Source organism: Paenibacillus sp. GSMTC-2017 (genome assembly GCF_016019935.1).
Classification (GTDB): Bacteria; Bacillota; Bacilli; order Paenibacillales; family Paenibacillaceae; genus Pristimantibacillus.
Genome location: NZ_JAECMT010000002.1, coordinates 100421 through 120811, shown reverse-complemented (window position 1 = coordinate 120811; position 20391 = coordinate 100421). Strand labels below are relative to the sequence as shown.

Here is a 20391-nt window from a genome sequence, read left to right as displayed (position 1 = left end):
ACGTAATGACTTTACGCAAATGGATAATCGCGTTTATTACCTCCTTGGCACTCGCTGTAACAGTAGTTGCAGGGTTCAATTATGTTGTTGATCCGTTCGGTGTGTTCGGCGACAAAGTGCTGAAGTGGCATTCCTACAATATGGTTAACAATCCGCGTGTAGCGAAAATTAGTTATTTGGACCAAAATCACGAAAAGTACAATTCCTATATTATTGGCGGCTCGAAATCGGGATCGATTTCACCGGAGCTTCTGAACAAGTATTACGGAGATGATGCTAGCTTCTACAGTATGCTCATGTATGGCGGTGACTTCCATGATTATGAGAAGACTTTGATCTATATTATGGATGAGTACAAACCGAAAAATATTGTACTCCATATGAGTTTACAGGAGATTAGCCACTTTAATGAAAAGGCGACTGATTTTAAACAGTCCTTACACGCTAAAGTATCCGGTGAGTCAAAAATAAAGTTTTATGTGGACTATTTAAAGCTTAATCCATCTTATGGATATTCGAAACTTGAAGGCTACTTCAAAAAAGCGATAGATCCATTTGAATACTCTCAGTTCATTCCTGAAACAGGTGTGTACAACAAAGTAAAACGAGATGCAGAGAAAGTTGATGTTCTAGAAGACTACATGTTAGCTAACAAGGCAGCATTTGCTCCGTTTGGCAAATTAGAAGCAGTTGCTTTGGACAGAAATGTAGAAGCACTAAAACGTATGAAAGAATACGCAGAAGCAAATGGGGCAACTTTCCGGTTAATAACAGGAGCAACATCTGATCAAGAACTTTTAAGTTACGATATGGATTCTTTAAAACAATATTGGACGAAGCTCGCTAACGTGACAGACTTCTGGGATTTCTCTGGCTATAGTACAATTAGCAGTGATCCGCGATATTTCTATGATACGATGCATTATCGTAACTCAGTAGGCAAAATGATGCTTGGCTATATTTTCCAAGACTCTGACGTCTATGTGCCAAATGGATTTGGACATCTAACAACGAGTAAAAATGTGAGCAAACGAGCGGAAGTTGCATTTACTCGTCCTGTTGTGAAAGCATCAGAAAAAAAGGAAATTCCAATTCTTGTTTATCATCATATTGATGACGATCCATATGAGCCGAATTCACTTATAACGCCTCCTGCTAAGTTTAAGAGCGATATGGAAGCTGTAAAGGCAGCGGGATTCAATGCTGTGTTGATCAGTGATCTCATTGATTATGTCGATGGAAAGAAGGAATTGCCGGATAATCCGGTTGCTATTACATTCGATGACGGATATTTAAGCAACTACGAATATGCTTATCCTGTACTGAAAGAACTAGATATGAACGCAACGATTTCGATCATCGGCTGGTCTGTTGGGCGGAATGAGCATCGTTTGCCTGGCAAGCAGTTTTATCCTCATTTTACATGGGACCAAGCGAGGGAGATGGAAAAATCAGGTGTTATCGATATTCAAAATCATACTTTCGATATGCATGAAACTAATCCAGATGATCCAAACGTTCGTAATGGGGTTCTGTCAAAACAAGAGGAAACTGCAGGTGAATATAGTAAAAACTTTATTACTGACGTTGATAAGATGGCAGGTCAAATCGAACAATTCATTGGTGGAGAAGTAACTATTTTCACGTATCCATTCGGATATTATTCCCACCAATCAGAGCAGATGCTTAAAGATTTAGGGTACCGTTCTACTCTGACAGTAAAAACAGGCATCAGCGTAATTGAAAAAGGTAATCCGGAAAGTTTATTCGCATTGAAACGTATCAATGGTGGACCAGAAGTACCTAGCGAAAAGTTAGTTAAGCAACTTCAAGGAAAATAAGCGTATTTGATCAAGGCTATCAACGTTCCCTAAATGGGATTGTCGATAGCCTTTTTGTGTCGTTTAGCCAGTGGAAGGACTGTTAGGAATATGTCCCTTCTGATTTCGATGCTCGGAAGTAGATGCGGCAACGTTATTTTCGGCTATTTTTGAGTTTGTTGCATAAGCATGATTTTTACCTGCAGATGTTTGATGTTTATGGCGCCCCAAGTAATAACCTCCATTCGATAATTAAACTGATTTAGTAACAAGCTTAGTTTTCCCGATGCCTTAGGAGATTATCGTGGCAATGTGAACCAATGAGCGGTATGGTACCATACGAATATGGTACTGTTCATCACTGTCTAACTTCCTTATGATGGAAATACATGGGGAAACGGGGGCTTAGTACATAATGAAAATTACTCTTTTTGATAAAGTAATGGTTGCCATTATATGTATTCCATTAATTATTTTTGCTGGATTTATCGTTTATATGATGGTTTCTTTTGGGAATAGTAGTACGTTTTATACTTCAGTCGTGTTTTGGACCACAGCAGTAATCATTCTTACTTTAATCTTTGGGTTATGTGGATGGTTAAAGCAAAAATATTTTTTTAAAGGGGCTGGAACGTTACTACTCATTTTAATTGTATTCATTGCAGGATATGAAATAAAAAAAAGTTATCATGATAGATTCACAAAAATTGTAGAAACTGAAGTAAAGTTATATGACTACGAACCGTTTACACAAGGGTCGATGGCTGTAAAATTAAAGGGAACATCTACCTTTAAGATTAATGAAGATCTCCCAATCTTAGATGGAGCGACAGCTTTGTATCCGTTGTATTCTGCATTTGTTCAAGCAGTCTATCCAGAAAAGGAATATAGTTCATATGATAATAAAAGTGAAGTTTTAGTATCGAAAACGATTCAAGCGTATGAAAATCTTTTAACAGGAAAAGCTGATCTCATATTTGCAGCTGCACCTTCAGAATACCAACTAGCAAGGGCAAAAAGTATGGGGATCGAGTTTAAACTAACGCCAATAGGTAGTGAAGCATTTGTCTTTTTTGTTTCCTCTAAAAATGCTGTTAAAGGTGTAACGAAGGAACAAATACAAAACATTTATGCTGGGGAAATAACGAATTGGTCTCAATTGGGTGGCAAAGATGCAAACATAAGAGCATTTCAAAGACCAGAAGGTAGCGGTAGTCAATCAGCACTACAACGTTTAATGAAAGATAAAATGCTAATGACACCACCAATAGAAAATGTCGCTGGAGGGATGGGAGGTATCATCGAGCAAACAGCAGATTATCGAAATTATCCGAATGCGATCGGATACTCTTTCCTATATTATTCCACACAGATGGTCAAAAACGGTGATATTCGGTTGCTAGAAATAGATGGTGTAGAACCAAATAGAGAAAACATAGCAAATGCAAGTTATCCTCTTTCTAGTCCTTTTTATGCTGTTACGGCAGGTACTGACAATCCGAATGTCGAACCTTTTATCGAATGGATAATTTCGGAGCAAGGGCAAGAACTTGTAGAGAAAACCGGCTATACACCGATATCCATACCCTAACAACTAGATGAGGTGTCTTTCCAGTGAAACCACATGTATTCATCGATCGAGCTATTCCAGATGCAGTTAAGGCGTATTTGTTAGAGCGTTGTACAATTGACCTTTGGGAAGAAGAAGACACCATTCCGAGAGATCAGTTATATAAACGATTAAGTGCTGCTGACGGCTACATAACAGCTGGGCGAAAGATTGACTCATTGTTACTCGAAGCAGCTCCAAATCTCAAAGTCGTCAGTACAGTTAGTGTGGGCTATAACCATTTCGACATCGAAGCAATGAAGGAGAAGGGCGTACTCGGTACGCATACTCCTGAAGTGTTAGACGAAACTGTTGCAGATCTTGTGTTCTCACTGATGCTTGGTAGTGCAAGACGTGTTGCTGAATTGGATCGTTATATTAGGGATGGACAATGGAAACGTGGTGACGGTGAAAACCTATATGGTATTGACGTACATCATGCGAAGCTCGGCATTATTGGCATGGGACGTATAGGAGAAGCAGTTGCTAGGAGAGCTGTTTTCGGGTTTGAAATGGATGTTCAATATCATAATCGTACAAGGAAACTAGAAGCCGAGGAGAAGTTTGGCGTTCAATATGCTGAGTTAGATGAGTTGCTTGAAAACAATGATTTTATCGTTTTACTAACGCCTTTAACTGATGCAACTAAAGGTATGATTGGTAAACGGGAAATAGGACTAATGCAGTCATCTGCGTTTTTTATTAATGCATCCCGTGGTGCAACAGTTGATGAAGGTGCATTAATTGACGCATTACGAGAGGGATCGATTCGTGGGGCAGGATTAGACGTATTTTTACAAGAGCCATTACCAAAGGATCATCCGTTACTTGGACTTCCAAATGTACTGCTTCTTCCTCATATTGGATCCGCTACGTTTAAGACTCGTGACGAAATGGCAATGGTAGCTGCGCGTAATTTAGTTGCTGTATTACAAGGGGAAGAACCACTTTATCTTGTGCCTGAGTTTATAGAGTAAGGGAAGAAAATGACTATTTAGAATCTAAGGCCCATTACTGCTAATTAGAAGACGATATGTTTCTAATTAGTTTGAAGTGGGCTTTTTATTTTTCGACTTTTTGTTATCTCTATCCAATCTTATTCTAGTTCTTTTTCCCCTTGTAGTAGGTTTGGAAAAAGGTATAATTTATGTAATTTAACATAAATTTAGTTGTTTGCAATAGAGTGGTTGAGGGGGTCGGTATTTACCTTTAGCTCAAGCAGGGTGAACTGAAACTGTCTGTAGTAAGTATTATTTTTAAAATTTACAGAGACGTGGAGGGAGTTTTTATGAAAAGATTACTTAACGCTCGGAAGTCTTTAAAAAGGAAAGCAATTATCATGTTGACTGTGGGGGCTCTGATAGGTAGCGTAGTGCCTTCGCTTGTATCTGCGACCGGCGCAGATACACAAGCGCCAACGGCACCTACCGGTCTTCAATTTATTACAGGCAATTCTACAAGTATATCGTTTCATTGGAATGCAGCCACCGACAACGTTGGCGTTGTCGCATATCAAGTATATCGCTCTAATTTTGGCATACTAGTAGGAACTGTGCCCAGTACAACGTTAACCTTTACAGATACTGGGTTAACTCCGGGAACTCCTTATTCATATTCCGTAAGGGCAGTAGATGCGGCAGGGAACATTTCTCCTTATAGTCATCCTATAGGCATTAAGTTACCCACAGAATAATGTAATGTTGTTAACGATGATTAATACAATAGGGGCTGCCGAGCAAAATTAACGGGAGTTTGGATAGTTGAATCTCATACAAATATGAGCAGTAACAAAGGGAGCCCCCTTGTTACTGCTCTTTACATTGTTAATGTCTATTTCAAGATGTGTAGCGACATAACTAGTTCTTTTTAGCGATTGACCTTTATAACTTCAACACGATTTGAGAAAAATGTAGCTCCGCCACCCATATCAGCTAGACGCTGAGGAGTTAATGCATTCACAGGGTTTCTTCTACCTTGCCCATCATCCCACCATAACCCTTGTGTAGCAAGTACACCTGGAAGTACGTCAGTACCTAACTTTAGAGTTAATTCCGCTTCACCACGGTCATTTCTCACAAGTACGAGGTCACTTTCGTTTAGTCCTAGCTCCAATGCATCTTGTTCATTCATATGAAGGATCGGACCTTTTTCCAGCTTTTGCAATCGAGGTTGATTAGCGAAAGTGGAGTTAATAAAGCTATGATTGGGTCCCGTCATCATTAAGAATGGATAAGTGAGCGGTTCCCTAAGCGGCGTATATTCCGGCACAGGCGACAATCCGGCTTTACTCATCGACTCCGAATAAAGCTCTATTTTACCACTAGGCGTAGGAATTCGCTCCATAATTGGCGGAAGATTACCGCCCCCAGCTTTCATCCATGTATTTTGTTTTAGGGAGTCGTAAGTAATTCCTTCCAGTAGCGGATTATGAGTAACATCTAAAGCTACGTTAATCATTTCTTCTTCTGTCAGATCAAACAACTCACGTTCAAAGCCCATACGAAGTGCCAATTCTTTAAACAAAGTAAAGTTGGATTTGCATTCACCAACGATATCCATGATTGGCTCATTTATTTGCATATATAGATGCCAGTAGGATGAGTAGAGGTCAATATTTTCAAAATGTGAAGTAGCAGGTAATACAATGTCCGAATATTTGCATGTATCTGTTAAGAATAGATCGTGAGTTACTGTAAACAGGTCTTCTCGAAGAAGTCCTTTACGAACTTTTTGTTGATCCGGCGCTACGATCGCTGGGTTACTGTTATAGACAAATAACATGCGCACAGGAGGTGTTAGATCAATTAATGCATCTCCAAGCTGATTCATATTAACGGTTCGAACATTCGGGTCAGGAAGTAAATCTTCGCGTTCAAGAGCACCATTGTTAATTCGGGAATACCAGCCATTCCCTTTCATAGCACCGCCGCCAAGTTCTGCCCATTGTCCTGTTAAAGCAGGCAGACATGCGATGGTGCGAAGCATCATACCACCGTTGTCGTGATGTTGAAGTCCGTTGCCAATACGAATGAATGAAGGTGTGGTCGTACCATAAAGTTTACCCAGCTCTTCAATCTGTTCAACGGGAACCCCAGTTATTTCAGAAACGATGGAAGGAGGGTACTGGGCTGCTTGCTCTTTAAGTTCCTCATAACCGATCGTATAGTTGTTTATAAATTGTTCATTTACATAATTGTCTCGGATGAGAATATGCATGATGCCTAGTGCAAGTGCTGCATCACTGCCTGGCAACAGATGAATAAATTCGTCCGCCCACGCTGAAGTGCGATTGCGATGTACATCGATATGAATGATTTTGGCACCTTTTCTGCGTGCTTCTGTTGCAAGCATCGTTTGATGCATATTTGTTGATACGAGATTACAACCCCAAATGAGAAATAACTTTGTATGAACAGTATCTTCAGGATCGATGCCAAGAGATCCGCCCATCGTATAACTATACCCTTTTGAACCTGCAGCATTGCAGATCGCTCTATCTAGTTGACTGGCACCTAAACGATGGAAGAAGCGACGATCCATACCTTCCGCGTTCAAAACACCCATATTGCCATAAAAGCTATACGGAAGTATGGAATCAGCACCATATTGCTCGGACAGATTCTTCATCTTCGAAATAATTTCCTCATAAGCTTCATCCCAGCTTATTCGTTCAAACTCTAAAGTTCCTTTAGGCCCTACACGGCGCATTGGATAGAGCAGTCGATCAGGATGATAAATGCGCTCAGGCAAATTTCTAACTTTATTGCATATTGCACCTTTTGTGATGGGATGATCGGGATCACCTGTAATCGTCGTTATTTTTCCTTCAGAAAACGTAACATGTAGCCCACATGTGTCTGGGCAGTCAAAAGGGCATACAGAACGGACTACACCGTCTGTTTGAAACGTAGTCATATTCCAATCACTCCATTTATTATGTTCGAAATAACGATAAGTACGTGTATATAGTTTACCATTATATTTGAATCTTTAAATAATGAGTTGGTGACAATCCGATAATCCGTTTGAATATGCGCTGGAAATAGGATACGTCGGAGTAACCGAGATATTCAGCTATTTCAGAAATGGTCAAAAGGGATTCCTTCAACATATAAGTTGCAGTGCGAATTCTAGTGGCATGAACATAATCGCTAATCGTTTGACCAGTTACCCGGCGGAACAACGCAGCTGCATGATTGGGACTTCTGCCAATACAAGCACCTAGCTCATCCTTCGTTACTTTGCCACGATAGTATTGTCCAATATAAGCTTTCATCTTCTCAATGTGTTGAAGTGTTATGGTCGCTTCATCTCCCCGATCCAGTTCTCTACACCAAAGTGAAAAAGCATCAAGTACGATCGAGTAAGCGCGGAATGAACAGTAGGGTATTGCATCTTGCCATTCCTTCCATACTGTTCGAAGTCTTTCTAAAATGAGATCAAAACATCCGGCCTTCGATTTAACAAATGAATTTGTAAACAAGAGGGGCAAAGCAAATAATATGTCTTCATTTATTGACAACTGAATGACAAACTTTTCATGGAAAACAGTAGGTACACTTTTACCATAATAATGTACGCCAGCTTTAATAAGCAGAAAGTCTCCTCTTTCCAAAATCGTCTTCTCACCATCGATCCAATAAATACATTTCCCATAAGTGGCTATGACAAATGATGCGTTTGTTGCTTGCAGGCTATTTTCTTCGAACCAGCTCATCCCACTGTCAAGTCTCATGCCATCAATCGACAAAATACCACACCTCATCATACAATAGTCTGTTTATCATACTATAATACGTGTACGTTGTCCCAATTTTCCTCTACAATAGTCACAACAGAGTGATGGAGGGAATACAAAAATGAGTTTAACAAAAATTGTTTGTACGATGGGACCATCGAGTAATTCGATCTCAATACTAAAAGAAATGATGAATGCGGGCATGAATGTTGCTCGTTTGAATATGGCACATGGCGAACTTTCTGATCATAGTGGACGGATCAGCTTGATTAGAGAAGCAGCTGCTGAAGCTTCTGCAGTTGTTGCGGTGATGATGGACATTAAAGGTCCAGAAGTTAGAATTGGAACTTTGCAAGAAGATAGTTACGAGCTGCAAACTGGAGCAAAACTGACGCTTACTAGTAGAGATATTGTTGGAGACGGAAATTGCGTCGCTGTTAATTATGAGGATATGCCGAAAGTTGTAACAATCGGTAGTCGAATCCTTATCGATGATGGTTTGATAGAACTTATCGTTGAATCCATTGAGGGCACTGAAATTATTTGTACGATTATGAACGGAGGACGTTTAAAACCACGTAAAGGTGTAAATCTTCCGAGCATTCGTACGACATTGCCTGGAGTAACAGAAAGAGATATTCGCCATATTGCTTTTGGAGTTAAAGAAGGCGTAGATATTATCGCGGTTTCTTTCGTTCGCAAGGCTGAAGATATTCTTCACGTTCGTCAATTGCTTGAACAAGCAGGTGCAGGACATATTCAAATTATATCTAAGATTGAAAATGAAGAAGGCGTTGAAAATCTTGATTCCATCATTGAAGTGTCAGATGGTATTATGGTTGCCCGTGGAGATCTTGGAGTAGAAATTCCAGCTGAAGATGTACCGATGATTCAACGTGAGATGATTCAAAAGTGTAATTTAGCAGGCAAGCCCGTAATTGTTGCTACTCAAATGCTCGATTCCATGCAAGTAAACCCTAGACCTACACGCGCTGAAGTAAGTGACGTAGCTAATGCTGTGCTTCAAGGTGCAGATGCGATTATGTTATCCGGCGAAACTGCTGCTGGGAAATATCCGCTTGAATCTGTAAAAATGATGTCGATGATCGCAACTCGCGCTGAGTCAACGATTAACTACGGGGATCTTTTCCAATCGAAGATGACTGTTCCATCCTCATCAGTAACTGAAGTAATTAGCCAAGCTGTTGTAAGTTCATCCTTGCAACTTGATGCAAAAGCAATCTTGACGCCAACGGAGAGCGGATTCTCGGCACGTATGGTATCTAAGTACCATCCTAAAGCGCCAATCATTGCGATTACAGCACACGACCATGTCCTTAAACGTCTAACACTTGTTCGTGGTGTAATCCCGATCAAGGGTGAAGCTACTTCGACAACGGACGAAATGTTTAAATCGGCGATCCGTAATGGCAGCAGAACTAATTTATTGCAGTCAGGTGATTTTGTTATTATTTCTGCAGGTGTTCCAAGTGGAAAAGCTGGTGCTACCAATTTAATCCGTATTCACCAAATGGAATAGAACAGTCAACATTAGCAGGTAAATAAAGCCATTGACATAACTAGTCCTTAGGAGTAATAATAGACTCTGGTCATCACATAAACGACAACTAACAATTCGTATAACCCCACATAACGTTTTTGGACACAGGGTGGGGGTATCTACGGGAAGCCTTACTTCCACGCTACGAATGGTAAGCTTTATTCTAACGAATAAGACTTACTATCCGTAGCTTTTTTGCGTTTTTGTGTATGTACTTAATTATTAATCCAGAATGCGAATGGGGTTTGCTACACAAACTTTAAGCACTTGCTGACGAAGTAAGTTTGTTTTGCAAGCTATAAGCAAACGCTTACGAAGGAAGTCTGCTTCGCAACTTTGGAGGAGGAGAAGAGAATGAAACATATTTTGGCTGTATTTATTGCCGCTGCAAGTTACGGCATACTATCCACGTTTGTTGTGTTAGCATACGACGAAGGGTACACACTTGGTGATGTGGTTGGTACACAACTCCTAGTTGGATTTATATTGACTTGGTTACTTGCACTATTTATCGATCTTAAAAAGAAAAACAAAGTTGGAACAGGTACGTTAAAGGCAGAGAAATCTTCTGTTCAAAACAAAGTAAGTAGCTTTACTTGGAAAAAGAAGTTGCTTCTAATGGCAGCAGGAATTCCAATCGGATTGACTGGTCTTCTATATTATCAATCCCTTCATTATGTGCCAGCATCACTTGCTATACTATTATTGTTCCAGTTCGCTTGGATAGGTGTTCTAATCGAATCGATTATTAAGCGAAAACGTCCAGATAAAATTATTTATCTAACACTAGCTATATTGTTTAGTGGTACAATTCTTGCTGCAGGTATGATTGAACAAGGCATAGGAAAGTTCCACATACTAGGAATCGTGTTTGGTTTGTTAGCAGCAGTTAGTTACTCCTTGTTCATGTTGTTCAGTGGAAAAGTTGTTCCGAATGAACATCCAGTAACACGTACGAAATGGATGCTCACAGGTGGTCTACTGTTCGTATTTATCGTATTCCCTCCAGAATTCCTTTGGAATGGAGAAATATTTAGCAGTCTAATCTTGTTCGGTGCTTTACTAGGATTTTTTGGTGCCTTTTTACCGCCTCTATTGTTCGCATATGGAGTTCCACATATCGGAGAAGGAATGGCTGGCATATTAGGTGCAGCGGAGCTTCCAGTCGCTGTTATGTTATCTTCACTTGTTCTACATGAAGAAGTATCTTTCCTACAATGGATCGGTGTAGTTATTGTGCTTATAGGTGTAGCATATCCAGAAATTATTAAGATGAGAAGCAAGAAATCAAATGCTGTCACATCCGGTTAGTCGTTAGTAATGAACACAATTTAAACTTTACTAGATCTTCTTATCAACTTAAGAGGAGTCTGGTAAAGTTTTTTTTATAGCTGTTCTTTCGCTGGCGTAGTTCCACGAACTGGAAGTATACTTATGATGTCGGGCCGACGAAATATGGATGAAAGGAGCTGATCAATTTGATTCAAATCCTAGAGGTGGTCTCCGTTTAATCGGAGACGCCTTAAACGAAGAGGCCTATGGGCCTCTTCTTACTTTCAAAAGAGTAACCTAATATTTGTAACAAAGGATTGTTAACGGATACATTATTCATTATAATGGAAAATGAAGCTTCATAAGAAGCAGGGGAACACCCCACAAAATTTGACTAAGAAAGGGAGGCGGCTTTAAATGAAAATTTTCGCATTCAATAACCTATCGCAAGCCAAACGTATCAACTTATTCGAGGAGGATTTATACTGTGAATTACAAAAATGGAAGAGACGTGCTTCCCCCTAGTTTGCTATTAGAGCTGCAAAAATATATTCAAGGCGACCTGATCTACATCCCTAAGCCATCTAACCAGCGTGCAAGCTGGGGAGAAGTTAGCGGCACTCGGAAGCTGCTGGCAGAAAGAAACAAAGAGATTTTCCAATGTTACACAAATGGTGCTTCAGTAGCGGAGCTGGAACGCAAATATCATCTTTCGAGTGAAAGTATTCGTAAGATTATTGTAAAGGCTCGCTAAGCATGAAACCAATTGAATGGAAAGTAAAAGAAGAACCTCCATGTGCCACAGTGCAGTGGGCAGAGGTTCTTCTTTTTTTGTCTATGTGGTGAGAGTCATTAATGGACCGAAGTGACTGGGAGCGGCACGGTTGTTCTTGGATATTTATAATCGTCCCGGAAACATTGAGTATCTGTATCGTAAGCGGATTGTGACAGACGATGGGACACCTCGAACACCGGTAAATTGGGATTAACATGTAGGGCAGATCCATAAAAAGAACAGCCTTCGAAATTAAAATCCAAAGAAGTAATGATGATAACACAGTTCGTAAAGCAACAATTTTTGAAGCTGAATCCATCAAACGCAATGGTTTCATTATTGAAGTTTTCATTCATAATCAATTTCATTCCTAACACTCCTCTGCAATATATAGGCGACATGGTAATAATGGTATCAGATGATGGGTAAAATGTTTGTCACAACATGCCCATGTGAAAGTATACTTATCGACAGATATTTATTTTTAAATGACGAAGAGTGTCAGTATAAGTGGAAGTGACTGACTGAGCTTTTCCCAACAATGGAACAGGCTCTACAAAGGTTACTTGACAGTCGCAATCAGATTCATTATTATTTAAATAGTTTAAATATATAGTACTAAACTATATGAGGGATGAGGGTTACATGACAACACTAAATAGTCGTTTTCAGAGTTCAATTTCACAGCTGAGTCGTGTATTTGGATCAGAAATTATTAAGCAAATGGATGGACAAATTACTGGAACTCAATTGTATATGCTCTATTACATCAGAGAATTTAAGCGGTGCCGTCTAACCGAGCTTGTTGAGCGGATGGAGGTAAAACCAAGCGCTGTGACGGTTATGATCGACCGTTTAGAGAAATCAGATTTTGTGAAAAGAGTAAGCGATATGAATGATCGTAGAGTTATTTTGGTGGAGCTGACGGATACTGGACATGATATATTACGTAGGGCGCAGGCCATACGAGAAGATATAGTGGGTTCTTATATGAAAAAGTTAAGCACGGAAGAAGCTCAGTTAGTGACAGATATTTTAGAGAAAATGGTTCGTGTTGAACAATAGGAATTGAGTAGGGAGCGGAACGAGTATGGAACATTTATCACATAAACGAAAGTTAACGATAATGGCTGCTATCATTATGGCCATGTTTTTTTCGGCTATTAATCAGACCATTGTCAGTACAGCAATGCCACGTATTATTGCTGAACTCAATGGATTGGAGCATTATAGCTGGGTTATTACGATTTATATGCTGACCTCAACACTAGCAACTGTGCTTGTAGGTAAGTTGTCGGATATTTATGGGCGAAAGCCGTTTCTACTCGCTGGTATCGTCATTTTTATGATTGGTGCGTTTCTGACGGGATTTTCAAGAGATATAATTGAGCTTATTATTTACCGTGGTATTCAAGGTTTAGGGGCAGGCGTTATTATGTCCACTGTATTTACAGCAGTAGGGGACTTGTTCTCTCCTCGGGAGCGTGGCAAGTGGACAGGAGTAATGATGGCGGTATTTGGCTTCTCAAGCGTACTAGGCCCAGCACTCGGTGGATGGCTCGTTGATAACTTCGCATGGAAGTGGTTGTTCTGGGTGTTCTTACCTCTTGGAGTAGTAGCATTCTTTATGATTCTAGCGTTATTTCCGAAGGTTGAACGTAAACCTGCCGAAAAAATTGATTATGCAGGTTCCTTCTTCTTAAGTATAGCCATTATTGCGCTTCTTCTTGGATTCTCATGGGCAGGAACAAAATATGATTGGGCTTCATTCGAAATTATTGGATTGTTTATAGCAGCCATTGTTTCAATTGTTATATTCATATTTGTGGAAAAAAAGGCAGTAAGTCCTGTATTGCCACTTTCATTATTCAAAAACGACATCGTAACGATCTCAAATGCAGTTGGATTTCTAATGAACGCAGGTATGATGGGGGCACTCATTTACATCAATTTTTACGTTCAAGGGGTTGAAGGAATCTCAGCAACGTATTCTGGATATGTGACAATGCCAATGTCGATTGCAATGGTTATTATGAGTACTGTAATTGGACGAAAAATTACGAATACAGGTAAATACAAACGATATGCAGTAATGGGATTACCTATTATGATTGCGGGAATGCTCATTATGGCATTTATGAACAGCGTATGGCTAGCGGTTGTTGCTATGATTGTATTCGGGATTGGACTTGGAGTCGGAATGCCAGTATTCTCATTAACGGTTCAAAATGCAGTGAAACCTACTGAGCTTGGTGTAGTTACAGCTTCATCTCAGCTTTTCCGTAATCTTGGCGGCACAATCGGAATTGCCATAATGGGAACACTGATGACTTCTACGCTTACGAAAAATATGGAGAAGTTAATGGCGGCTAATGAAGGGACTAACTTGGATTCGGTTGATCCTGAGGTGGCAAAGCAGCTTGCGGCGTTCCATGATCCTACAATATTGCTTAATCAACCAATGCTCGAAAAGATTAAAACAAGTGTGCCAGCAGATGTACAGCCATTAGTCGATCAATTGATTGCTACATTACGGGAAGCACTTAGTTCATCTTTAACGGTCGTATTCTTGGCTGGTACAGCTTTAGTTGTCATAGCGTTTGTGTTGACCTTATTTTTACGAGAAATACCGCTACGTACTTCTAATAAAGAAATTGAAAGTGAACCAGTAACAGAATCATAACGTCTCAGAATGAAAGCCATGACGGGGGAACCTGCCATGGCTTTTCTCTATTATTCAATACTTTTTAATGATTCGATCATATTGATTTTATTTACTTTACTTCGAAGCAGTAAGTTAGACAGAAGAGTGAGTAAGTAGGCGAGAATGACGGAAATCACCATCGTATAAAGTGTTAATTGATCAGGAATCTGTTGATGTGTGCTAGACATTGCTTTTACTATGACTTCATAACACTTTCCACTTATCGGTAGAGCAATAATGACCGCAAATGTAGTTAAAATGATATTCTCAAAGAAGATTAGTCTGTTTATTTTACTTTTTTGATATCCAAGTACTTTAAGTGTTGCAAGCTCACGGTTCCTTTCATAAATGTTTATGGAAGAAATCGTATAGATAGCGCCAAATGAGAGTACGACGGCACAAATGATAAAAAATACGAATGCAAAATTGTTCTGTTTCATTATATACTCGGCTGTTTGCCTAAGATCGTTTTTATCTGAGATGGTATCTACATTTTTGTTTTGTTCAAAGGAGTTCCTTACGTTTGTCGTATCAGCAGAGCTACTGACTTTAACTAAAAGTGAGGTTGGACTGTAGTCTATGCCAAAGCTTTTTAAATAGGCCGGTGTAATGTAAAATGATGGATGCGAAAATTGAGCAGATACTTTATTCACTTTCAATGAAATCGACTTGTTTTTAAATTCAGGTGCAGTAAATGATAATTGAATCGTATCACCTACTGCGATGTTGAATGTGTCAGCGTATGATTGGGGTACTAGAACACCATTGTCTTCTAGAGATACACGGTTATCATCTTCGTCAAAAAAATGAAGAAGATTGTTATCTTTTTCTGTAACAATTAAGGTAGCATTTTCTTTTGCCTCTTCTTTATGAAACTCAACTGGAAACGAGGATAAAGAATAGCTATTTACAATACCAGCAGGTAGTTGTGATGAATCAGCAGATGTACCAACCTTATAATCTATTCGTAAATCATATGTGTAAACATCTTCAATTTGATCCACTACTTTTTGTAAACCAGCTTGTGTGCCGAATGATATGATCAATAATACAGTGCTTCCGATAATACCTATGGAGCTCGCTATAGCTTTCTGTTTATTTAAAAATATATTTCTCAAAATGAGTTTGTTGCTGTAGGATAATCGGCTCCATATACCTGGTATTCGTTCAATAAGTAGATTTTTTATCTTTTTTGGTGGTTTAGGTCGCATTGCTTGTGCTGCACGTTCCTTTAGTATGTTTCTCCCGCTTAAGTAACAAGATAACATTCCAAAACTACTCGAGAAGATGAGTGGTGGAATGATCGAAAACCAAGAAAGTGAAAATGTAATGTCGGGTAGAGAGTAAGATCTTGCACTAGACTCGGAAACTACTGGGATAAATACAATATCGGCTATAACACAACCAAGGAATGAGCCAATTACACCTATTAGAACAGGGTAACCCATGTAATGGAGCATGATGCTACTATTTTTTACACCTAAAGCTTTCATTATGCCAACTTGATTTCTTTGAGAATCAATCGTCATTGACATCGTTAGAAATAGAATGATGGATGCGATTAAGAAGAGGACTAAAGGAACAACTGTACTCATCATATTATTGTTATACATCGTTTGTTTGATTTGAGAATAACCAAAGGAACGTTCTTTACTTATTTGCTCTAAATAAGGTAGATGTTTGGTCTCAACTTCAATGGATTTCCCTAATGTATCGATATCAAAACCTTCTTGTGCATCAATCATTATTTCATTATAGTGAATATCGTTTTTGATTTCAGAAAGCGACACTTCAGCTATATAAGCAATTCCATGTGATTTATGGTCTTGTGTTGCGTTCTTTTTAACATGTTCAACATTTTCACCTAAACCGCTTATTGTGAACGTTATATCTTTGCCATTAGTATTTAAACTTATTTGGTCACCGACAACGAATTGATGTTCTTTTGCATAATGAGAATCTAAAAAAAGTTCTCCCTTTTTTGTAGGAATCTCCCCATTAATTAATGTTAATGTATTAATTTCATTATTGTTCGGGATCGAATGAATATTTAAAACAGCTTTATGATCTTCAAACACTTGCGTAGCATCAAAAGTATAACGAGCTTCTAATTTTTTTATACCGTCGATTGTGTGCAACGTGGTTATATCTTCTTTCGTTATTCGATCATAATATACATTCAAATCACTTAAATTATGATCTTCAAAATAATTTTCAAGATACGCGCGATGTTCTTTGCTATACGTTATAAGCCCCGCATAAAAAAATGCACCCACTGCGACTACCAAAACTAACGCTATAAATTGCCCGATAGATTTTTTTGTGTCTCTTAACAGTTTCAAAGGTAATTTCATAATTACCACTCAATCCCTTCAACACTTCGTTTTTTATCATTAATTGTGATGCTTTCAATCCTTCCGCTTTTCACTTTAATAATTTTATCTGCCATAGGAATTAATGCTGAGTTATGTGTGACCAGGACAACACACTTTTTCGTTTCTCTATTCAAATCTTGAATAAGCTTTAAGACGGACTTACCTGTTACATAATCCAAAGCGCCGGTTGGTTCATCGCATAGTAGCAATAAAGGATTTTTGGCCACGGCTCTAGCTATAGCAACTCGTTGTTGTTCACCTCCAGAGAGCTGAGAGGGGAAGTTTTTGATGCGATCAGTTAGTCCAACTTTATGTAAAATCTCTTTAGCATTCAGATGGTTTTTACATACTTCAGTAGCAAATTCTACATTTTCGAGTGCGTTTAAGTTCGGAATTAGATTATAAAACTGAAAGACGAACCCAACTTGTTCGCCACGGTATTCTGTTAATTTCTTTTCATTTACATTTGTAATTTCTTGACCACCAACAAACACTTGACCAGAAGTAGCTGTATCCATACCGCCAAGGATGTTCAATATTGTACTTTTACCTGCACCACTTGCGCCTAAAATAACGACAAATTCTCCTTCCGAAATAGAGAAGTCTACACCAGTAAGAGCATCGATTTGCACTTCACCTATTTTGTATTGTTTTGTTACGTTTTTAAATTCGATTAGTGTTTTCATTAATTACAACTCCTCGCTGTTGCGTTAATCTTTATGAAAACAATTCTAACTCTTGTAGTAGTTTCCAGATACGGTCGATGGACTGTACTGTTATCCACCTAGAGACCGACATCGTAAGGCTGATTTAATTTCGGTCGAAGGACCGATTTCTAAAGGCTGTATTAAATTGGACAGATCGTGGTAGAGGATGATAGAATACAACTGTTTCATTTACTTCTTTTACCAGGTGAGGGAGGTGTAATGGTTGTCCACAGTGAAAACTGAAATAGATGAAGCAATTGCATTTATACAGCGGAATTTATATGATCCACTAACTTTAGATCAATTAGCTAGCCATGTTGCCTATAGTCCATATCACTTTGCACGATTATTTAAGGAACGTATGGGTATCTCACCACTGTATTATGTTTCATCCATGAGGCTGCAAAGAGCAAAGGATCTACTTTTGCGGACACACTTAAGTGTGCGTGATATAAGTTTGGAAATTGGTCAACAGAGTTTAGGAACGTTTACGACGAGGTTTACAGAGCGAGTAGGAATGACACCTGCACATTTCCGAAATTCAGGCGAACAAGCCAATCTTCATTTGGAATCGTTAAAACAGTTAGATAATTGGCAAACTTCTACATTTGCATTTCCGCAAAATGCTTCCGTTCGCGGAACGATTACAACAGAACACGATTTTAACGGTGTTATATTGATCGGTTTATTTGAAAAACCTATTCCTGAAGGATTTCCGATTTATGGCACATTGCAATCATCACTAGGCGAGTTCGAGCTACCGAATGTTAAACCTGGCATCTACTTTTTGATGGCGACAACGATCTCATGGGGAACGGGAGCAATTGACATGCTTTTACCACAGATGACTTTGCGCACACGTTCGAGACTGCCAGTTATCGTACAAGCTTACGAACCAGTTCCGCCACAAGAGGTTATCCTTCATCTCCCACAACTAGATGACCCACCGATACTTATATCGTTACCTGTATTAATGACACATTTCCTTGGTAGAGTTAAGAATAAAGAAGGTTATCGAAAATAGATGTTTCTTCGCATGTTTTCGACATTTTTGCTAATTTCGTGTTGAGTTGAACACACCAAAACGCTTATAATATAGCAAGTATCAACTCTAACAGAAAAGGTGTCTATAAATGAGCATATTAAATGTAGAACGTCTAAGTCACGGCTTTGGAGATCGCGCCATCTTCAACGACGTATCCTTCCGCTTGCTGAAAGGTGAGCATATCGGACTAATTGGTGCAAATGGTGAAGGTAAATCTACCTTCATGAACATTATTACAGGAAAATTACAACCGGATGACGGTAAAGTTGAATGGTCAAAGCGTATGCGCGTTGGTTATTTGGATCAGCATGCAGTGCTTAGCAAAGGAATGACGATCCGCGACGTCTTGAAAGGTGCGTTCAAATACTTGTTCGATATGGAACAAGAAATGAATGACATGTACGGCCGTATGGGCGAAGTTACTCCAGAAGAACTTGAAAAAATGCTTGAGGATGTCGGCACGATTCAAGATACGCTTACAAACCAAGATTTTTATTTAATCGATGCAAAAATCGAAGAAACTGCTCGTGGTCTAGGACTAACGGATGTTGGTCTTGATAAAGACGTTAACGATTTGAGTGGTGGGCAACGTACGAAAGTATTGCTTGCAAAGCTTCTTCTAGAAAAACCAGATGTTCTTCTACTGGATGAGCCGACAAACTATTTGGACGAAGTGCATATTGAATGGCTGAGACGTTATTTGCAAGAGTATGAAAATGCATTTATTCTTATCTCACATGATATTCCTTTCTTAAATAGTGTAATCAACTTGATTTACCATATGGAAAATCAGGAGCTTTCACGTTACGTAGGGGACTACAATCATTTCCTACAAGTACATGAGATGAAAAAACAGCAACTTGAATCTGCTTTTAAACGTCAGCAACAAGAAATTTCGGACCTTAAAGATTTCGTAGCACGTAACAAAGCAAGTGTTGCAACTCGTAACATGGCGATGTCGCGTCAGAAGAAGCTTGATAAGATGGAAGTTATCGAGCTTGCTAAGGAAAAGCCGAAGCCACAGTTCAACTTTAAAGAAGGCAGAACAGCTGGCAGACTTATTTTCGAAGCGAAGGATCTTGTTATTGGATATTCTGAGCCACTTTCTAGACCTCTTGACCTTAAGATGGAACGTGGACAAAAAATTGCTCTCGTAGGTGCGAATGGTATCGGTAAAACGACTTTGTTACGTAGCATCTTGGGAGAAATTCAAGCTCTATCTGGAATAGTAGAGCGTGGGGAAAATCTACAAATCGGTTATTTCGTACAAGAAACGAAAGAAGCGAATAACAAAACGTGTATCGAAGAAGTATGGGGCGAATTCCCATCCTTTAATCAATTTGAAGTTCGTGCTGCACTTGCAAAATGTGGTCTAACGACGAAGCATATTGAAAGTAAGATTACGGTGCTAAGCGGTGGAGAAAAAGCAAAAGTTCGCCTTTGTAAATTGATCAACCGTGAATCCAACCTACTCGTACTCGATGAGCCTACAAACCATTTGGATGTTGATGCGAAGGACGAGCTTAAGCGTGCACTAAAAGCGTACAAAGGAAGCATTCTTCTTATCTCTCACGAACCTGAGTTTTACACAGATGTTGTGACGGAAACGTGGAACTGTGAGTCTTGGACAACAAAAGTATTCTAATCGTAGTAAATGGCCTACCTGTTATCGATGCGGGTAGGTCTTTTTGTTTTGTCGCAAAGATATCTAAATGTTAAGCTTGGCACGCGACAGTAAGATTAGCTCGGCATCTATATCCATATTTTTATAAGAGTATTATAATT

17 protein-coding genes and 1 riboswitch are annotated in these 20391 nt (G+C 39.2%); of the genes, 11 read left to right on the top strand and 6 right to left on the bottom strand.

All coding sequences use genetic code 11. The annotated features are described in order from the left end of the window. Nucleotides 1-5: 5 nt before the first annotated feature. Nucleotides 6-1841 (top strand): polysaccharide deacetylase family protein, encoded by a 1836-nt coding sequence (locus tag I6N90_RS07765; protein ID WP_197934964.1) that lies wholly within the window; start codon nucleotides 6-8, stop codon nucleotides 1839-1841. A gap of 63 nt (nucleotides 1842-1904) precedes the next feature. Here I6N90_RS07765 and I6N90_RS07760 read toward each other — a convergent pair whose 3' ends face one another. Beyond that, a complete protein-coding gene (locus I6N90_RS07760; RefSeq protein WP_197934963.1) occupies nucleotides 1905-2051 on the bottom strand; it encodes a hypothetical protein in 147 nt (48 codons plus the stop codon). Nucleotides 2052-2235: 184 nt separating this feature from the next. On the opposite strand from I6N90_RS07760, the gene I6N90_RS07755 reads away from it, so the two are divergent. From I6N90_RS07755 to I6N90_RS07745, 3 genes are all read left to right on the top strand, one after another. After that, nucleotides 2236-3411 (top strand): PstS family phosphate ABC transporter substrate-binding protein, encoded by a 1176-nt coding sequence (locus tag I6N90_RS07755; protein ID WP_197934962.1) that lies wholly within the window; start codon nucleotides 2236-2238, stop codon nucleotides 3409-3411. A 23-nt stretch (nucleotides 3412-3434) separates the two neighbouring features. After that, on the top strand, nucleotides 3435-4406 hold the full coding sequence (locus tag I6N90_RS07750) for a 2-hydroxyacid dehydrogenase (RefSeq protein WP_197934961.1): 972 nt from the start codon (nucleotides 3435-3437) through the stop codon (nucleotides 4404-4406). A 311-nt stretch (nucleotides 4407-4717) separates the two neighbouring features. Continuing rightward, the gene (locus I6N90_RS07745) at nucleotides 4718-5122 is read left to right on the top strand and encodes a fibronectin type III domain-containing protein (RefSeq protein ID WP_197934960.1); all 405 of its coding nucleotides are present in this window, start codon (nucleotides 4718-4720) and stop codon (nucleotides 5120-5122) included. A gap of 173 nt (nucleotides 5123-5295) precedes the next feature. Here the strand turns inward: I6N90_RS07745 and I6N90_RS07740 are convergent, their stop codons facing one another. Both I6N90_RS07740 and I6N90_RS07735 read right to left on the bottom strand, forming a co-directional pair. Continuing rightward, nucleotides 5296-7344 carry a molybdopterin oxidoreductase family protein gene (locus I6N90_RS07740; protein WP_197934959.1) on the bottom strand — a complete coding sequence of 683 codons (2049 nt, stop codon included), beginning with the start codon at nucleotides 7342-7344 and terminating at the stop codon, nucleotides 5296-5298. Nucleotides 7345-7405: 61 nt separating this feature from the next. Beyond that, on the bottom strand, nucleotides 7406-8179 hold the full coding sequence (locus tag I6N90_RS07735; RefSeq protein WP_232242767.1) for a helix-turn-helix domain-containing protein: 774 nt from the start codon (nucleotides 8177-8179) through the stop codon (nucleotides 7406-7408). A 109-nt stretch (nucleotides 8180-8288) separates the two neighbouring features. Between I6N90_RS07735 and pyk the strand changes: the two genes are divergently transcribed. The 3 genes from pyk to I6N90_RS07720 all read left to right on the top strand — a co-directional run bounded on the left by pyk (nucleotide 8289) and on the right by I6N90_RS07720 (nucleotide 11754). Next, nucleotides 8289-9707, top strand: coding sequence for a pyruvate kinase (gene pyk, locus I6N90_RS07730; RefSeq protein WP_197934958.1), 1419 nt, complete (start codon nucleotides 8289-8291; stop codon nucleotides 9705-9707). Between the two features lie 76 nt (nucleotides 9708-9783). Further along, nucleotides 9784-9893, top strand: a riboswitch (purine riboswitch). Between the two features lie 189 nt (nucleotides 9894-10082). Then, nucleotides 10083-11039, top strand: coding sequence for an EamA family transporter (locus I6N90_RS07725; protein ID WP_197934957.1), 957 nt, complete (start codon nucleotides 10083-10085; stop codon nucleotides 11037-11039). A gap of 448 nt (nucleotides 11040-11487) precedes the next feature. Continuing rightward, complete coding sequence (locus I6N90_RS07720; protein WP_197934956.1) at nucleotides 11488-11754, top strand: CD3324 family protein; 267 nt, start codon at nucleotides 11488-11490, stop codon at nucleotides 11752-11754. A gap of 98 nt (nucleotides 11755-11852) precedes the next feature. Here the strand turns inward: I6N90_RS07720 and I6N90_RS07715 are convergent, their stop codons facing one another. Continuing rightward, entirely contained in the window at nucleotides 11853-12143 is a 291-nt protein-coding gene (locus I6N90_RS07715; RefSeq protein WP_197934955.1) for a hypothetical protein, read from the bottom strand. Between the two features lie 277 nt (nucleotides 12144-12420). On the opposite strand from I6N90_RS07715, the gene I6N90_RS07710 reads away from it, so the two are divergent. Both I6N90_RS07710 and I6N90_RS07705 read left to right on the top strand, forming a co-directional pair. Then, a complete protein-coding gene (locus I6N90_RS07710) occupies nucleotides 12421-12840 on the top strand; it encodes a MarR family winged helix-turn-helix transcriptional regulator (protein ID WP_197934954.1) in 420 nt (139 codons plus the stop codon). Between the two features lie 25 nt (nucleotides 12841-12865). After that, nucleotides 12866-14458, top strand: coding sequence for an MDR family MFS transporter (locus I6N90_RS07705; RefSeq protein WP_197934953.1), 1593 nt, complete (start codon nucleotides 12866-12868; stop codon nucleotides 14456-14458). Nucleotides 14459-14508: 50 nt separating this feature from the next. Here I6N90_RS07705 and I6N90_RS07700 read toward each other — a convergent pair whose 3' ends face one another. Beyond that, complete coding sequence (locus I6N90_RS07700; RefSeq protein WP_197934952.1) at nucleotides 14509-16833, bottom strand: ABC transporter permease; 2325 nt, start codon at nucleotides 16831-16833, stop codon at nucleotides 14509-14511. Between the two features lie 2 nt (nucleotides 16834-16835). Then, on the bottom strand, nucleotides 16836-17540 hold the full coding sequence (locus I6N90_RS07695; protein ID WP_197934951.1) for an ABC transporter ATP-binding protein: 705 nt from the start codon (nucleotides 17538-17540) through the stop codon (nucleotides 16836-16838). A 244-nt stretch (nucleotides 17541-17784) separates the two neighbouring features. On the opposite strand from I6N90_RS07695, the gene I6N90_RS07690 reads away from it, so the two are divergent. Together I6N90_RS07690 and I6N90_RS07685 are read left to right on the top strand one after the other, a co-directional pair. After that, on the top strand, nucleotides 17785-18585 hold the full coding sequence (locus tag I6N90_RS07690) for a helix-turn-helix transcriptional regulator (RefSeq protein ID WP_197934950.1): 801 nt from the start codon (nucleotides 17785-17787) through the stop codon (nucleotides 18583-18585). A gap of 109 nt (nucleotides 18586-18694) precedes the next feature. Continuing rightward, nucleotides 18695-20251 carry an ABC-F family ATP-binding cassette domain-containing protein gene (locus tag I6N90_RS07685; protein ID WP_197934949.1) on the top strand — a complete coding sequence of 519 codons (1557 nt, stop codon included), beginning with the start codon at nucleotides 18695-18697 and terminating at the stop codon, nucleotides 20249-20251. The last annotated feature ends 140 nt before the right edge of the window (nucleotides 20252-20391 follow it).

Excerpts from the sequence above, each read along its gene's own strand:
- I6N90_RS07765 (WP_197934964.1), top strand. The coding sequence starts at position 6 with ATGACTTTACGCAAATGGATAATCGCGTTTATTACCTCCTTGGCACTC.
- I6N90_RS07755 (WP_197934962.1), top strand. The coding sequence starts at position 2,236 with ATGAAAATTACTCTTTTTGATAAAGTAATGGTTGCCATTATATGTATT.
- I6N90_RS07745 (WP_197934960.1), top strand. The coding sequence starts at position 4,718 with ATGAAAAGATTACTTAACGCTCGGAAGTCTTTAAAAAGGAAAGCAATT.
- I6N90_RS07740 (WP_197934959.1), bottom strand. The coding sequence starts at position 7,344 with ATGACTACGTTTCAAACAGACGGTGTAGTCCGTTCTGTATGCCCTTTT.
- pyk (WP_197934958.1), top strand. The coding sequence starts at position 8,289 with ATGAGTTTAACAAAAATTGTTTGTACGATGGGACCATCGAGTAATTCG.
- I6N90_RS07725 (WP_197934957.1), top strand. The coding sequence starts at position 10,083 with ATGAAACATATTTTGGCTGTATTTATTGCCGCTGCAAGTTACGGCATA.
- I6N90_RS07715 (WP_197934955.1), bottom strand. The coding sequence starts at position 12,143 with ATGAAATTGATTATGAATGAAAACTTCAATAATGAAACCATTGCGTTT.
- I6N90_RS07710 (WP_197934954.1), top strand. The coding sequence starts at position 12,421 with ATGACAACACTAAATAGTCGTTTTCAGAGTTCAATTTCACAGCTGAGT.
- I6N90_RS07705 (WP_197934953.1), top strand. The coding sequence starts at position 12,866 with ATGGAACATTTATCACATAAACGAAAGTTAACGATAATGGCTGCTATC.
- I6N90_RS07700 (WP_197934952.1), bottom strand. The coding sequence starts at position 16,833 with ATGAAATTACCTTTGAAACTGTTAAGAGACACAAAAAAATCTATCGGG.
- I6N90_RS07695 (WP_197934951.1), bottom strand. The coding sequence starts at position 17,540 with ATGAAAACACTAATCGAATTTAAAAACGTAACAAAACAATACAAAATA.
- I6N90_RS07685 (WP_197934949.1), top strand. The coding sequence starts at position 18,695 with ATGAGCATATTAAATGTAGAACGTCTAAGTCACGGCTTTGGAGATCGC.